The organism is Chryseobacterium nepalense, from assembly GCF_023195755.1.
GTDB lineage: Bacteria > Bacteroidota > Bacteroidia > Flavobacteriales > Weeksellaceae > Chryseobacterium > Chryseobacterium nepalense.
In genome coordinates, this window is the sequence record NZ_CP096203.1 from 1706751 (window position 1) to 1721585 (window position 14835).

General features: G+C 36.7%; 13 protein-coding genes and 3 tRNA genes. 4 read left to right on the forward strand and 12 right to left on the reverse strand.

Translation table 11 applies throughout. The features are described from left to right. Positions 1 to 36 precede the first annotated feature (36 nt). The 5 genes from porL to M0D58_RS07365 form a co-directional block, all read right to left on the reverse strand. Complete coding sequence (porL, locus tag M0D58_RS07345; RefSeq protein WP_072886096.1) at positions 37 to 729, reverse strand: type IX secretion system motor protein PorL/GldL; 693 nt, start codon at positions 727 to 729, stop codon at positions 37 to 39. 64 nt (positions 730 to 793) lie between these two features. Next, positions 794 to 2212 (reverse strand): T9SS ring complex lipoprotein PorK/GldK, encoded by a 1419-nt coding sequence (gene porK, locus M0D58_RS07350; protein WP_248394639.1) that lies wholly within the window; start codon positions 2210 to 2212, stop codon positions 794 to 796. A 108-nt stretch (positions 2213 to 2320) separates the two neighbouring features. Further along, the gene (gene glmS / locus M0D58_RS07355) at positions 2321 to 4174 is read right to left on the reverse strand and encodes a glutamine--fructose-6-phosphate transaminase (isomerizing) (protein WP_248394640.1); all 1854 of its coding nucleotides are present in this window, start codon (positions 4172 to 4174) and stop codon (positions 2321 to 2323) included. A 44-nt stretch (positions 4175 to 4218) separates the two neighbouring features. Continuing rightward, positions 4219 to 5805 carry a DUF4270 family protein gene (locus tag M0D58_RS07360; RefSeq protein WP_248394641.1) on the reverse strand — a complete coding sequence of 529 codons (1587 nt, stop codon included), beginning with the start codon at positions 5803 to 5805 and terminating at the stop codon, positions 4219 to 4221. 15 nt (positions 5806 to 5820) lie between these two features. Beyond that, positions 5821 to 6591: a glycogen/starch synthase gene (locus tag M0D58_RS07365; protein WP_248394643.1), complete on the reverse strand. Its 771-nt coding sequence runs from the start codon at positions 6589 to 6591 to the stop codon at positions 5821 to 5823. A gap of 181 nt (positions 6592 to 6772) precedes the next feature. Between M0D58_RS07365 and panC the strand changes: the two genes are divergently transcribed. After that, on the forward strand, positions 6773 to 7621 hold the full coding sequence (gene panC, locus M0D58_RS07370; protein WP_248394645.1) for a pantoate--beta-alanine ligase: 849 nt from the start codon (positions 6773 to 6775) through the stop codon (positions 7619 to 7621). 272 nt (positions 7622 to 7893) lie between these two features. Here panC and M0D58_RS07375 read toward each other — a convergent pair. The 3 genes from M0D58_RS07375 to M0D58_RS07385 all read right to left on the reverse strand — a co-directional run bounded on the left by M0D58_RS07375 (position 7894) and on the right by M0D58_RS07385 (position 8231). Next, positions 7894 to 7966: transfer RNA gene (locus M0D58_RS07375), tRNA-Lys, on the reverse strand. Between the two features lie 73 nt (positions 7967 to 8039). Next, positions 8040 to 8122 (reverse strand) — tRNA-Leu (locus M0D58_RS07380). Between the two features lie 36 nt (positions 8123 to 8158). Next, positions 8159 to 8231, reverse strand: a tRNA-Lys gene (locus M0D58_RS07385). A 115-nt stretch (positions 8232 to 8346) separates the two neighbouring features. On the opposite strand from M0D58_RS07385, the gene M0D58_RS07390 reads away from it, so the two are divergent. After that, the gene (locus M0D58_RS07390) at positions 8347 to 8862 is read left to right on the forward strand and encodes a shikimate kinase (RefSeq protein WP_248394647.1); all 516 of its coding nucleotides are present in this window, start codon (positions 8347 to 8349) and stop codon (positions 8860 to 8862) included. Between the two features lie 11 nt (positions 8863 to 8873). Here M0D58_RS07390 and M0D58_RS07395 read toward each other — a convergent pair whose 3' ends face one another. After that, positions 8874 to 9311: an RNA-binding S4 domain-containing protein gene (locus M0D58_RS07395; RefSeq protein WP_248394649.1), complete on the reverse strand. Its 438-nt coding sequence runs from the start codon at positions 9309 to 9311 to the stop codon at positions 8874 to 8876. Between the two features lie 54 nt (positions 9312 to 9365). Between M0D58_RS07395 and M0D58_RS07400 the strand changes: the two genes are divergently transcribed. Then, a complete protein-coding gene (locus tag M0D58_RS07400; RefSeq protein ID WP_248394651.1) occupies positions 9366 to 10124 on the forward strand; it encodes a hypothetical protein in 759 nt (252 codons plus the stop codon). Between the two features lie 39 nt (positions 10125 to 10163). On the opposite strand, the gene M0D58_RS07405 is transcribed toward M0D58_RS07400, so the two are convergent. Then, entirely contained in the window at positions 10164 to 11681 is a 1518-nt protein-coding gene (locus M0D58_RS07405) for an FMN-binding glutamate synthase family protein (protein ID WP_248394653.1), read from the reverse strand. Positions 11682 to 12021: 340 nt separating this feature from the next. On the opposite strand from M0D58_RS07405, the gene M0D58_RS07410 reads away from it, so the two are divergent. Further along, positions 12022 to 12600 carry an acetyltransferase gene (locus M0D58_RS07410; RefSeq protein WP_248394963.1) on the forward strand — a complete coding sequence of 193 codons (579 nt, stop codon included), beginning with the start codon at positions 12022 to 12024 and terminating at the stop codon, positions 12598 to 12600. A 151-nt stretch (positions 12601 to 12751) separates the two neighbouring features. Here M0D58_RS07410 and mtaB read toward each other — a convergent pair whose 3' ends face one another. After that, positions 12752 to 14098, reverse strand: coding sequence for a tRNA (N(6)-L-threonylcarbamoyladenosine(37)-C(2))-methylthiotransferase MtaB (gene mtaB / locus M0D58_RS07415; protein ID WP_248394655.1), 1347 nt, complete (start codon positions 14096 to 14098; stop codon positions 12752 to 12754). Positions 14099 to 14164: 66 nt separating this feature from the next. Continuing rightward, on the reverse strand, positions 14165 to 14806 hold the full coding sequence (locus M0D58_RS07420; RefSeq protein ID WP_248394657.1) for a hypothetical protein: 642 nt from the start codon (positions 14804 to 14806) through the stop codon (positions 14165 to 14167). Positions 14807 to 14835 lie beyond the last annotated feature (29 nt).

Here is a 14835-nt window from a genome sequence, read left to right on the forward strand (position 1 = left end):
TTTAGTTAAGTAGTTAAATTTAGAAATGGTTAAGGATTATGACTTCATAGCAGTTAGCATACCACCATAAACTCTGTTTAAGTTATTTAAGTTAGCTGTTAAACCTTGCAATTCTTGGTTGAATTTTTCTGAGTGCTCAGCAGACTTCTGCATATCTTCTACATATTTTTTAGCAAAATCAGACTGTCTTTGTCCGTTTTCCAACTGCATTGCATAAAGTGCATTCATGCTCTCCATGTGCTGAGCAGCTTTATTTAATTGTTCGTTATATTTATGTGTAGAAGCAGAAACATCTACCGTTTGATTGATCTGATCTACAGAACTTGAAAATTTATCGATTCCTGTTCTTAATCTTTCGAATAGCTGAACATCCAATTTAGCATCCTGAAGCATTTTATCTAATTTTCCTGAAAGAGAATTTTCAAGTTCAGCAAAATGATCGATTGTATTTTTAGCTGATACATTAGAGTGCAAAGGATTTGGATTTGCATGTTTATCTAATAATTCCGGATATACGTTTTCCCAAGCATAAGATTCTTCAGTTTTTGGCGGGTCGAAAGCGAAGATAATGAAGATGATCGCTTCTGTAATAAGTCCCACTGTAAGAGCAACGTTACCTGTGATAGGTCCAATGTTGATGTGAGTAATTTTAAGCCAAGCTCCAAGAATTACAATTGCAGCACCGAATGAATAGAAGAAATTCATCCAAGCATCTTTAGTCTTAAACATATAAGTTAGTTTTTTTTAATGTTAAATAAAAAATTGTTATTGAAAATAAAAATGGTTTGAAAAATTATCTGTTAATTTTTCTTGGCTTAACAGCAGCTTCAGGAATATCCTGTACGGTTCTGAATCCGATATAGCTTCTTGCTGAATCTTTTCTCTCCCAGTCTCTTGTACCGTTCATCAACATATATCCAACATCTTTCCAAGAACCACCTCTTACTGATTTTTTCGTGTCAGTTAAATCTTTTGTAGAAGGGTTTAAAGTAGATGAGAACCCGTATGAAGAGTTGTTGTAAGCAGATAATGTCCATTCAGAAACGTTTCCAGCCATATCATATAATCCATAACCGTTTTTCTTAAATTTCTTTACAGGAGCAGTATATGTATAAGTACCTTTTTTGTTGTCTTCCATGTAATCTCCTCTCTTAGGTTTGAAGTTTGCCAGGTAGCAACCTCTGTCATCCATTAAGTAAGGACCACCCCAAGGATAAGTAGCATTTTGCATTCCGCCTCTTGCAGCATATTCCCATTCGATTTCCGTTGGAAGTCTGAACTGCAATGGTCTTTGTTTTCTTCTTTTTAAACTTTCGTTATAATCGGATTTCAATTTGGATCTGAAGTTACAGTAAGCTCTTGCCTGATCCCAGGTAACTCCAACTACAGGATAATCTTTGTAAGCTTTGTGCCAGAAATACTGTTCGAACAATGGTTCGTTATAAGCAAAATGGAAATCTTTTACCCAAACGGTTGTATCAGGATAGATGGCGATGCTTTCACTTCTAAGGTAGTTTACACCTCTTTCTTTTTCAGCCATAGCAACATCCATGTCCCCCCATCTGTAAGTATATTTAAGTTTACTAACATCAAGGATTCTTTCATTACCAACTCTTGAAGAAGCAGGCAAATACATTGATTCAAGAACCTCTGCATATTCTACGTCCGGATATTTGGACGTATTCCAATGCAATGGAACTTTCCAGTCGATTTTTTTGGTAGGATCAAAAGTACTTTCGTCTCCGCCTCCCTGTGCTTCTAAATATTCCTGATATGGTGTTAAATTTTCTTCTTTTTGAGCAAGGTATGCATAATCTCCTATGCTTGTTCCTCTTCCTTTACCTTCACCACCTTCTCCGGCAGCTTCAGCAAGTAGTGTTCTTGCGATAGAATCTCTTACATAGTTGATAAATACTCTATACTCAGCATTGGTAGTTTCTGCTTCATCCATGAAGAAAGAAGAAACAGTAACTGTTTTTGCCTGAGCTTTTTCAGGACTGTCTGTAAAATCCTGATCAGTTAGCCCCGCAACAAACGATCCTGCAGGAATTGCAACCATGCCGTATGGTCTTTCCGCAACAAATGATTTTGTTTTTTCTCTTGGTATCAACTCTCCTTTTGTTCCTGGTTTCCCCACAGAAGAAGTACCACCACCTGAACAAGATACCGACGCTACTGACGCAGACAATAATAAAAGAAATATCCTTTTCATGTTAATTTTTATAATTAAGCCGTAAATATATAATTTTTTTAAGAAACTTTTAAGATTTTTTTTGAAATAACGAAAGAAATCTAAATTTATTTTATTTACAAGTATTTTTTATTCCACAGTTACAGATTTTGCGAGGTTTCTCGGCTGGTCTACATTCGCTCCTCTATACACTGCAATATAGTACGCTAACAGCTGTAAAGGCACTGATGCCACGATTGGCGAGAAACATTCTGACGTTTCAGGGATCTCAATAACATAGTCTGACATTTCGCTTACCTGTGTATCTCCATTATTTACCACAGCGATTACCTTTCCTTTTCTTGCTTTAATTTCCTGAACATTACTTACAATCTTGTCATAATGTCCTTTTTTAGGAGCGATAATTACAATAGGCATATTTTCGTCGATCAATGCAATAGGACCGTGTTTCATTTCTGCTGCAGGGTATCCTTCTGCATGAATATAGGAAATCTCTTTTAGCTTCAAAGCTCCCTCAAGGGCTGCCGGATAATTGTATCCTCTTCCCAGATAAAGGAAGTTTGTTGCATTTACAAAATCTTTAGCAATATTCTGCACAAGCTCATGAGTAGAACTTAATACATCTTCGATTTTTTTAGGGATAGCATCCAATTCAGCGGTTAAGCTCATGAAATCAGCATTTCCTAAGTTTCCATTGTGTTTACCTAATTTTAATGCAATTAAGCTAAGAATTGTAAGCTGTGCCGTAAATGCCTTTGTAGAAGCTACACCGATTTCAGGGCCTGCGTGTGTATAGGATCCTGCGTCTGTAATTCTTGCAATAGATGAATCTACAACATTACAGATCCCGTAAATAAATGCACCTTTCTCTTTTGCGAGTTTAAGGGCAGCCATGGTGTCTGCAGTTTCTCCGGATTGGGAAATCGCGATAACAACGTCTTTGTCCGTAATAATCGGGTTTCTGTATCTGAATTCAGAAGCGTATTCTACTTCAACAGGAATTCTTGCATATTCTTCGATAAGATATTCTCCGATGAGTCCTGCATGCCATGATGTTCCGCAGGCAATGATAATAATTCTGTTAGCATTTTTGAATTTCTCAATATGATCCCAGATTCCGGCCATTTTGATAACACCTTCATCCACCAGTAATCGTCCTCTCATGGTATCATGAACGGATTTTGGCTGTTCGAAGATTTCTTTTAACATGAAATGCTCATATCCGCTTTTTTCAATCTGCTCGAGACTTAACTTAAGTTTTTGGATTTCAGGTATGATTTTAGAATTTTCAGTAATTGTTCTTATATCCACACCATTTTCCAATGAGATGGTGGCCATGTGTCCTTCCTCAAGATAAATAGCTTCTTTTGTAAATTCTACAAAAGGAGAAGCGTCAGACGCTATAAAATATTCTTTATCGCCAATTCCTATTGCCAACGGAGACCCTAGTCTTCCAACAACAAGTACTCCCGGATAATCTTCATGCATTACGGTAATAGCATATGCTCCGTAAACTTCATTTAATGCATATCTTACAGCAGTAGGAAAATCCGTTTCATTGTTAAGGTCCATAAAATACTGAATAAGATTAACCAGAACTTCGGTATCTGTTTCAGATTTGAAGGAGAATCCTTTTTCCGTAAGCATTGTTTTGATGGTATCATAATTTTCAATGATTCCATTATGAATAATAGCTAGCTTCCCGTTATTAGATAAATGAGGGTGAGAGTTTCTGTCGCTTGGTACTCCGTGAGTTGCCCAGCGGGTGTGTCCCATCCCGATTTTAGCTTTACCTTTCAATTGGCCGGAAATATTCACCAGATCCTCAACTTTGCCTTTCGTTTTTTCAACCTCTAATTTGTTATTCCCATCTTCTAAAACGATTCCGGCACTGTCGTAGCCTCTGTATTCTAATCTTCTAAGACCGTTAATTACTATATCGTAAGCGTCTTGAAAGCCTGTGTATCCAACGATTCCGCACATAATTATATCAAGTGTTTAAGTGTTTTAAGTGTGTTTTTTAAATATTATTTTGTCCCGTAAGTAACCATAAGTTGTACACGGTTAGCATTTGTTGCATCTGTTCCGATAAATACTGCTCTGCTTGTATTATAAGAAGTAGTTGTAGATTTGTAACCGGCAAGAGTAGTTCCGTCGGAACTTTTTTCGAAACTTCCTAAATTTATTTTAAAATATTTTGTTTCGGTTTTGTCTGTTGACGCCTTGCTATCCGGCTCAATCATTTCTTTTATGGACTGTGTAACAATAAAGTCGTAATATGTTTTATCTGTATCCATATTGTACGCTTTAAAAATGGTATATCCGGTAACTCCTGCCAGCTTTAAGAGATCATTGGTAAAACTCGTTCTTACCTTGGTAGGATTAGAGGAATTTGCAGGATCAACATATCTGCGCAATAAAGTAAATTCTGTAGGCTTTTTAAATTTTGTACTGTTCCATGCAGGATCTACATAAATTCTGATCTTAGCACTTATTATAGCTGCTTTATTATTTTGATACAGATTTTTAAGATCATTAATGGTAGACTCAGGGATTTTAATTCCGATAGAATTCCCTCCCATTGCCTGGGCATAAAGTTTTGAATCACCAGTAACGCTGTTATATCCGGCACCTGAAACTGCAGAACCAGTTCTGGCATACTGGTACTGACCAATGTGAGCATTTCCTGATCCTAGTACGAATGAATAAGAAGTCTGCGGTCTTGTTGTCGTTCCGTTTTCCGTTTTATCATATTTATAATACATGATCATTTCCATATCATTAGGCGCAAACTGGAACAAATATCCGTCCGACTCTGCAACAGAAACTCTTAATCCTTTAAAATAACGGATAAAGTTGGATGCATCCTGAAGTTCAGGCTGATCTTTTTTGGCAATGATTTTAGTCTGGAAGAAATTTTTATCCAGCGGAATTCTGATTCCCGGTGTTGAAGCAGTAAATAATGCCGTACCTCCATCATCTTTTGTAATGGCAATAGAGCTTGCGTTTCCATTAAATACTTTTGAACCTAATTCATTAGAATCAAACGCAAAAACGTCATTAGACTTTACCGTATCTGAAGCTGCTTTAAGGAAAGTCTGTACTTCATTTACCTTTATGGTTAAACTCTTTTTTGCTCTCCCGAATTTTAAAACAGGATATGTATTAACTACCTTTTTAGCATTTACCGCTCCATCCGCTGCCGTAGTATAAGTATAATTGTCGTCTACGGTATTTGTCGTAACAGAATCTGAGGCATATCTTGGTTTTATCACGAGAACTACAGAATCTACAGTGGCATTGGTTCCAAAGTCAGGATCATAAGTGGATAGTTTAACCTGAGTAAGATAAGACGCTTTCTGCATTCCGAACTGGCTTTCATTAAAAGCACCCAGCACTCCGTAAGTAAGTTTTGATGCATCCGTACGAATGGTATCGTTATTATTAATATTATATGCAACAACAGGAAAAGCCTGTTCTTTACCTTGTGCAGCGCCGTCTAAAAACAGCTGTTCTCCCAAAGTATCCGCATCCGGCTCACAATTGTAAAGTAATATACTTCCCAAAACCACCATAGAAATTGCGGTGATTGTCTTCTTAACAGTATGAATCATTAAAAATGTGTTTTCTTAATAAAGTTGATTAATAGAATCTATGTCCAGATATTCCGATTTCGGGGTTGATGTTTCGTTGAATGCCTTATCAAGGTCTTCATCAAGAAACTCATCGCCCTTTACGATCATATCCACATAGCCCATACTTTCGGCAACGAAAGTTTTAACGCTTGGGTTATTTAACGCTTTAAGACCTGAAATATTATCAAACTTCAGCTTTTCGTCAATATTGGAAGCTAAAGATGCATCTTTTTCATTGTATAACGAAAGAACAATTTTTGCATCCTTAAAATAAGTATCGGATTCGTAGTATGTTTTAAGATAAATAGGAACAAAAGATGACATCCATCCGTTAAGATGAATCACATCAGGCACCCAATTGAGCTTTTTAATAGTTTCAATTACACCTCTGGCGAAGAAAATTGCTCTTTCATCATTATCATCAAAAGGATTTCCTTCATCATCAAAATAATATTGCTTTCTTTTGAAATATTCTTCGTTATCGATAAAGTATACCTGAAGTCTTTCCCCCGGAAGAGACGCTACTTTAATAATAAGAGGCTGATCCAGATCATTGATGATGATATTCATTCCCGACAGGCGGATCACTTCATGAAGCTGGAATTTCCTTTCACTTATTTGTCCAAATCTTGGCATAAAAACTCTTACATCATTGCCTTCATTGTGCATCTTAAGTGCCATTTTGTTTACCAATGCAGCCATATTTGTATCTTCCTGATATGGATACATCTCTGTAGTAATGTACAGTATTTTTTGATTCGGCATAAACTTCTATCTAATTTTTGTAAAAATGCTTTAATGCGCAAAATTACGAAAAAACATTCAACATTAATTTAATTAACATTTTTTTACGATAATTTGCGGTCTGAAATTATTAAAACCGCGTGTAACTGTATCATAACTATATGATATTTTTAGTATTTTTGAATTACTATTAAAATAAACTATGGAAGTTTTAAAAAGCAAGAAGATCCTTCAGGATTTCATTGAAAGACAGAAAGAAATGGGAAAAAAGATAGGTTTTGCACCCACTATGGGAGCCCTGCATGACGGCCATCTTTCGCTCTATAAAATGGCCAGAGAAGAAAATGACCTGGTGGTTTCATCAATTTTTGTTAATCCAACCCAATTCAATAACCCGGAAGATCTTGAAAAATATCCGAGAGATATTAACCGCGACATTTTGATCCTTGAAAAATCAGGACTGGTAGACGCCGTTTACATTCCTGAAGTCACCGATATCTATCCTGAAAAGACCGAAAGCAGGCATTATGATTTTGATAGACTTGAAGATGAGATGGAAGGAAAATCCAGACCGGGCCATTTCGATGGTGTGGGAACGGTAGTAGAGGAACTTTTTTTACAGGTGAAACCAGACAGTGCTTATTTTGGTGAAAAGGATTTTCAGCAGCTTGCCATTATCAGAAAGATGACTGAAAAGAAAAAACTTCCGATTAAAATAATTGGAGTTCCTATTTTCAGGGCAGAAAACGGACTGGCCTTAAGTTCCCGAAACCAGAGACTCGATAAAGACCGCAGAGAAGCTTCAAAAATAATTTATGAAACGTTGAAAAAAGTCAATGAATGGTTCCGTGTGTTAACAGTTCCTGAAATTAAACAGCGGGTACAGGATATTTTTGATAATCAAAGAGGAATGCAGCTTGAATATTTTCTGATTGCCGACGAAGAAACTCTGAAAGAAACAGATTTTTTCTATAAAGACAGAAACTTCAGGGCTTTTATCGTAGTTGTTGTAGACGGTGTGCGGCTGATCGACAATATGCATCTGGATTAAAATCAGGCTGAGTTTAGACTAAGATTTACACATTTAAAATAAAGATCCGGGCGTTGCTTAAGCGGCGCCTTTTGTTTGATTTAAATACTATTAAGATCACTTTAAAATTTTCAATTACTTCAGAATAGCTGGCTGATGGAAAACTTTTCCTATCAGGATTAAAATAAAAGAAATAGAATATATATAAAAAATCAAAGGCTTCTTGAGGAAGCCTTTGAAACACCAAATCACAAAATATTAATATGAAAAAAATTTACTTTTCAGTAAACTTGTGACCCGGCTGGGATTCGAACCCAGGACCCATACATTAAAAGTGTATTGCTCTACCAGCTGAGCTACCGAGTCGGTCACAATTAATAATGATAAATATAAATAAAATTTTTATTTTCAGTATTAATTATTTCAATTTTCTGCATTGTGCCTGCGACTGGACTCGAACCAGCACATCCTTAGGAAACCACCCCCTCAAGATGGCGTGTCTACCAATTTCACCACGCAGGCAAATAAAATTACAAAAATCTAGTAATTTTTTGCTAGTGACCCGGCTGGGATTCGAACCCAGGACCCATACATTAAAAGTGTATTGCTCTACCAGCTGAGCTACCGAGTCGGCCACTTTATTATCAAGTTTTCATTTGAATAATGTCCCTTGTTTTAAGTGGTGCAAAGATATAGCTTTTTTTTATTTCTCAAAACTTTTTTGCAAATTTGTTTAAAAAAAATTCATGATAATTTCACTGGTCGGATACATGGGAAGTGGCAAATCTCACATTTCCAAAATATTAAGCGAAAAACTAAATTTTAGACTTATTGACCTCGATAAAGAGATTTCTAAGCGAAATAAATTAACCATTCCGGAAATATTCGCAAAAAAAGGAGAAATCTATTTTAGGAAGCTGGAACGGGAGGCACTGGAAGAAATTCTGGCTACTGAAGAAAATCTGGTGCTAAGCCTGGGCGGAGGCACGCCCGCTTATTACAATAATATGGAAATTATCAACAGTAATTCCCAGAGTGTTTTTATGAGAGCTTCCGTAGGAACTTTAGCAGAAAGGCTATCCAAACAAAAGGAAAAACGTCCGCTTATTGCCAATATACCCGATGAAGATCTTCCCGAATTTATTGCCAAGCATTTGTTTGAGAGAAACGCTTTTTACAGTAAGGCACAGTTTCATGTGGTTACAGACAACAGACAACCTGAAGAAATTGTAGCTGAAATAATAGAAAAGCTCTATCTCTAGAGCTTTATTTATTAATCATCTTCTGAATTGTCGCCATCCTTTTCACCGAAAAAATCATCCCAGTCGGTAAAATCTGAAGCAATATCGTTTTCCACGTAATCATCCATATCCCTTCTGTCTTTTTTCGTAGGCCTGCCCTCTCCCTTGATTCTGTAATAATCCTGGGACATTTTACGCATTTTCAGAAGCTCATACTGCTCTTTATCCGTTACATCTTTGATATGAAGCGGGACCAGCTTTGCGCCTATCCTGCTTTTAGGAATCTGGATCACCTTTATTTTATAGTCAATCTGATTTTTACGGATCTTAATCACATCTCCTTCTTTTACCTCTTTAGAAGACTTTACCACCGACTCGCCGATAGAAACCCTGTTCTTTTTGATTTCCTCTGTAGCGATGGTTCTGGTCTTATAAAAACGAATGCTCCATAAAAATTTATCTATTCTCATAATTTTTTATACTTTTGCCGTTATATTATTTGTAAAGTAATTAAAGTTTTTGAAATGAAAAAAATATTTTTATATATCCTTGCGGGATCTCTCTGCTTTTCTGCATGTAAAAAGGATGATGAGGTTGAAACTTTTATAGAACCTGAAGATGTATCGGTAAGAAATTCATATGACGACCAGGCTATTCAAAAGTTCATGGATAATAATTATCTTGATGCGCAGGGAAATATAAAAGCTTTCAGTTCAACAGACGCTTCTGATGACAATGAAAAAAAGCTTTCCGAGCTTAATCCGGTAAAACTTCCTTCAGGAGTAGTTTATATTATAAGAAACGGGGCACAGCCATCTCCCGGCGTAACCCTTGAAACCAATTCTACAGCAGACAACGCCACACAAATCAGAGTAATGATGAGGGCCAATTATTATCTTGCAGCAGAAAGTGATGGAAACATATCTTTCGGAAGCGCAGGAGTTCTTTTAAATACTATTAACGGTTCAGGTTCACCAGCGACAGACCCGCCCTACTATTATGTAAAAAACAATGTTCTTGAGAGTGCGACCAGCGATGATGCGAAAAAGAGAAGCTATTACGAAATCGAAGGACTTCAGGAAGGATTGAAATACTTTAAAGGGTACGAAAATAAAAATGACGGTGATTCTTACAACTTACAGGGCGTAATCATCGTTCCTTCAAGAGCAGCATTTGCAAGAGATCTGCATTATAACTATACAGGATTTTCGCTTAAAAACAATTGCTTTGTGTTTAACTTCGAAATTTACAAAGCCAACTTAAGACCAGCGAATGAAAAATAAACTAAAAACGCTTCAGAATATGAAGCGTTTTTTTTATGATCAGAATCCTGATTTATGTTTTACATTTCCCAGAATATCAGGGAAATAATGATCGGAAAGATGATCAAATTCATCACCTCTCATGAACATTGTTGCATCCACTTCTTCATAAGAACTTCTTCCTGCCGCAGCAATAAGTTCATTACAAGTATGCAGTGTATTTTTATGAAAGTGATATACTCTTTCGGCTTTATCAGTAACATCCAGTCCTTTGATCAGCATTTTATCCTGAGTAGCAACACCTGTAGGGCAATTATTAGAATTACATCTTAACGCCTGAATACAGCCCAGGGAGAACATAAAGCCTCTTGCATTGTTACACATATCTGCTCCCATAGCAACAGCTCTCAGAATATCCAGACTTGTTAAAACCTTTCCGCTGGCAATGACGCGAAGTTTATTTCGCAGATTGTAATTTTTAAGGGTTCTGTTTACAAAAATCAACGCAGGTTCCAATGGCATTCCCACACCGTCTGAAAATTCAGGTGGTGCTGCGCCGGTTCCCCCTTCCGCACCGTCTACGGTAATGAAATCCGGATAAATTTTTAATACATTCATCTGAACACAGACGTCTTCAAATTCCTTCGTATCACCTATACAGAGTTTAAAACCAACAGGTTTCCCTCCGGAAAGCTCCCGCAGCTCCTGTACGAATCTCAGCAATCCTGCTGCATCAGAAAATGCGGAATGTGATGGCGGAGAAATAATTGTCATCCCCGGAGTTACGTGACGGATTTTGGCAATTTCCGGAGTATTTTTTACCCCTGGTAAAACACCGCCATGTCCCGGTTTAGCTCCCTGCGAAAGCTTAATTTCAATCATTTTCACATTAGGAAGATTGGAATATTTTGCAAACAGTTCAGCATTAAACTTTCCTTCATCATCGCGGCATCCGAAATACCCTGTTCCGATCTGCCAGCAAAGATCCCCTCCTTCAAGATGATAGGGTGAAATACCTCCTTCCCCTGTATTATGATAAAAATTACCTTTTTTGGCACCTCTGTTCAATGATAGCTGAGCACGGTCACTCAATGATCCGAAGCTCATGGCTGAAATATTCAATAAGGAAGCATGATAAGGCTGCGTGCACTGTGCCCCTCCCACCCATACTCTCGGAAGTTCTTCCGAAGGCGACTTTGCATAAATAGAATGCTTGATTCCTTCGTATTTCCGGTGGTTGATTTCCAGCTGCGTCCCAAAAGCAACAGTATCCCCTAAGTTTTTGGCTCTTCTATACACTGCAGAACGCTGATTTCTCGGAAATGGTTTTCCATCTGTTTCCCTTTCAATAAAATACTGTTGCATCTCCGGTGAAATACTTTCGAAAAAATACCTGAAATAGCCTAATACAGGAAAGTTTCTTAAAATTGCATGTTTCGTCTGATAGGCATTATAAACCCCTAATGCATAAATGGCCGTCAAAAGAATAGGTATCCAGTAATGCGCCCTGATGAGTAATGCTACAACCCAGGTAACCATCACCAATACCAGTCCCCAAGATAAAAACTTATCTCTCATTTCTATTATTTTTCTATAAAGATAAAGATTTAAAAAGATTTTAATGGCTGGAATATAGTAAAATCTGATATTCCACAGCCTTCTTGGACCTGTCTAACAAACAAATACACAAGCTTAATATTCAATACGTTAATAAATATATAATTTTTTAAATATTATAATTATGTATTAATAAAATACTTTTTGTATTAATTAAAACAAAATAATTTTAATCCATAAAAACAATTGCGTAAATTTGAGCGTTTGTTACCATCAGAAGAAAAATCAAAATAGAGATATGATAAAATTTGACAACAAAGTTCTAATTGTTGGCGCGAGTGGGTTTGGTAAGGAAGTACTTATGTGTTTAAGTGATTGTATTGCCGATACAGATTTAAAATTAGAAGACATAGCCTGCTTCATGGAAACGGATGAATTTTGTAAGGATGTAAAAAATGTTCATGGGATTCCTGTAATTACCGAGGATCAATTTAATCCAGCTGACTACCACGTCCTGATTGCCATAGGAGATCCCAAAATTCGAAAGACAGTCGTTGAAAGGCTTCCAAAGGAAACAAAATATACAACGCTAATTCATCCTTCAGCTACTATTTCTAAATATGTTGAAATTGGCGAAGGAACTATAATTACAGCCGGAACAATTGTTACCACGGATATTAAGATCGGCAAGCATGCCCATTTAAATCTGCTTACAACCATCGGGCACGACTGTAAAATCGGAGATTATTTTACCACAGCACCTTCAACGAATATCAGTGGAAATTGTGAAATTGGAGATAATGTTTATTTCGGAACAAGCTCATCCATAAGACAGGGAATAAAAGTTTGTGATAATGTAACAATCGGGATGGGTGCAATTGTTGTTAAAGATATCCGTGAAGAAGGAGTTTATATCGGAAGCCCGGCTAGAAAACTGTAAAACCAAAATAATTGCCTAAGGCAAGAATAATAACAGGGGGCATTTGCCCCTTTTTTCTTTAATATAAGAGTGTCAGATACGTTTTTAACACACTTTTATTATTGCCGTTACATGATTTTATTGATCGAAAAAAATACTAAAGCTAAAAGTTTTACAATTTCTCCAAGAACTTCTCAAAGGAATATTGTACGGAAACGGTACCATCAGCTTCTATTCTGTCCAGTTTCAGGAATTCAATCTGGTTGACGGACGCTGCATCATAATCTTTCTGTACCCTCACATAATTTTCCGTGAAGCCGAACATTTTTCCGTCTTTATTTTCGTGTTCCCAAAGTACGGGAAGTGTCTTCCCAAGCTGGGTCTGATAGAATGCCATCTTTTTCTTTTCGGAAAGAATTCTCAGCATTTTATTTCGTTTCTTTCTTTCAGAAATCGGTACAATTCCATCCATTGCGGCAGCCTCGGTATTTTCTCTTTCGGAATAGGTGAAAACGTGCAGATAAGTAATCGGCAGCTCATTCAGGAAGTTATAGGTTTCCATGAACAACTCTTCCGTTTCTCCCGGAAAACCAACGATCACATCAACGCCAATCGCGGCGTGAGGCATTACTTCACGGATTTTAGCAACTCTGTCTTTATATAATTTCGTAAGATAACGACGTTTCATTTTTTTCAGAAGATCATCACTTCCGGACTGCAGCGGAATGTGAAAATGCGGAACAAAACTTCTGCTTCTTGAAACCAGCTCTATACTTTCATCTTTCAAAAGATTAGGTTCAATGGAAGAGATGCGGATTCTTTCGATTCCTTCTACTTTATCGAGCCCGGAAATCAAATCCAGAAATGTGTGCTCATGCTTTTTGTTTCCGAATTCTCCTTTTCCATAATCTCCTATATTGACCCCGGTAAGAACGATTTCTTTGATATCTCTTTGAGAAATTTCTCTGGCATTTTTCAGTACATTTTCAATGGTGTCGGAACGGGAAATTCCTCTTGCCAGAGGAATTGTACAGTATGTACATTTATAGTCGCAGCCGTCCTGCACTTTCAGGAAAGCTCTGGTTCTGTCTCCGATAGAATAGCTTCCGATAAAAAAATCAGTTTCTTCAATTTCACAGGAGTGCACAATTCCCTCATTTTCAGATTTTTCAAGATCATCGAGATAGCTCAGGATATTGAACTTTTCTTTGGCGCCCAATACAAGATCCACTCCTTCAATCTGTGAAATTTCTTCAGGTTTCAGCTGTGCATAACATCCCACAATGACAACCAGTCCTTCAGGATTGGCCTTCATTGCTCTTTTTACGTGGAGTTTACACTCACGATCAGCATTTTCCGTAACAGAACACGTATTGATCACATAAATATCCGCTTTATCATCGAAACTCACCTTTTCATACCCCGCATCCGTGAGCTGGCGGGCAATGGTAGATGTTTCCGCAAAATTTAATTTGCAGCCTAAGGTATGAAATGCGGCAGTTCTGTGAAATTGAGACATTTATTAATCCTGAATTTTGTGGCTGCAAAGATAATCAATTTAATACAAATTGTAAATCGATTCAGTCTATTGCTTAAATTCATCTCTTATTTCCGAACTGTTTTGATAACATACGGGAGAGAAATTATGAAGTTCTGCATCATCTTTTTTCTGCAGATCTTTAATGCATTGTTCTCTTATTTTCCAGATTTCATGTAAGTCATAGTCAAGACATTCAGTATCAATCCAATTTTTAAGGAAGGCCTGATGAAAAACCATTTTTTCTTCAACAATTTGATCATATTCCATTTCCTTTTCAAGTAACAGTTTATTTTTAAAATCATTATAATTGGAATTTGCCCTTGTAAAATCATAATATGTTCCCTCAATTTTCAGGTAATTATGTGCTTCAGGAATATATTTCAGATTAAACTTTTCTAATGTATTCTTAATTTTACCCGTATATTCTTCATCCATTTTAAAAATTCCCAACATGAGTTTTATTTCAGCATAATCATTTTCAAGAGCAAGCTTTCTCAATACCGCATGTTTAGTGCTGCAGGTCCCGCCCAAATCATTAAAAACACAAAGAATATCACGTTTATCAGTATTTCTTTTGTATGGCAACATGGAGATATAATGACAGGCGGAATCAAAGTCATGAACATTTTTCGTTAAAAATTGTCTAGAAACGATTCCTTTATCTTTCTGTATTTTAAAATTTTTCATAAATGTTGAATATTGAAAAACAAAAACCA

What these genes read in the sequence shown, in the direction of transcription:
- porL (WP_072886096.1), bottom strand. Translation starts at nt 729, where the DNA reads ATGTTTAAGACTAAAGATGCTTGGATGAATTTCTTCTATTCATTCGGT.
- porK (WP_248394639.1), bottom strand. Translation starts at nt 2,212, where the DNA reads ATGAAAAGGATATTTCTTTTATTATTGTCTGCGTCAGTAGCGTCGGTA.
- glmS (WP_248394640.1), bottom strand. Translation starts at nt 4,174, where the DNA reads ATGTGCGGAATCGTTGGATACACAGGCTTTCAAGACGCTTACGATATA.
- M0D58_RS07360 (WP_248394641.1), bottom strand. Translation starts at nt 5,805, where the DNA reads ATGATTCATACTGTTAAGAAGACAATCACCGCAATTTCTATGGTGGTT.
- M0D58_RS07365 (WP_248394643.1), bottom strand. Translation starts at nt 6,591, where the DNA reads ATGCCGAATCAAAAAATACTGTACATTACTACAGAGATGTATCCATAT.
- panC (WP_248394645.1), top strand. Translation starts at nt 6,773, where the DNA reads ATGGAAGTTTTAAAAAGCAAGAAGATCCTTCAGGATTTCATTGAAAGA.
- M0D58_RS07390 (WP_248394647.1), top strand. Translation starts at nt 8,347, where the DNA reads ATGATAATTTCACTGGTCGGATACATGGGAAGTGGCAAATCTCACATT.
- M0D58_RS07395 (WP_248394649.1), bottom strand. Translation starts at nt 9,311, where the DNA reads ATGAGAATAGATAAATTTTTATGGAGCATTCGTTTTTATAAGACCAGA.
- M0D58_RS07400 (WP_248394651.1), top strand. Translation starts at nt 9,366, where the DNA reads ATGAAAAAAATATTTTTATATATCCTTGCGGGATCTCTCTGCTTTTCT.
- M0D58_RS07405 (WP_248394653.1), bottom strand. Translation starts at nt 11,681, where the DNA reads ATGAGAGATAAGTTTTTATCTTGGGGACTGGTATTGGTGATGGTTACC.
- M0D58_RS07410 (WP_248394963.1), top strand. Translation starts at nt 12,022, where the DNA reads ATGTGTTTAAGTGATTGTATTGCCGATACAGATTTAAAATTAGAAGAC.
- mtaB (WP_248394655.1), bottom strand. Translation starts at nt 14,098, where the DNA reads ATGTCTCAATTTCACAGAACTGCCGCATTTCATACCTTAGGCTGCAAA.
- M0D58_RS07420 (WP_248394657.1), bottom strand. Translation starts at nt 14,806, where the DNA reads ATGAAAAATTTTAAAATACAGAAAGATAAAGGAATCGTTTCTAGACAA.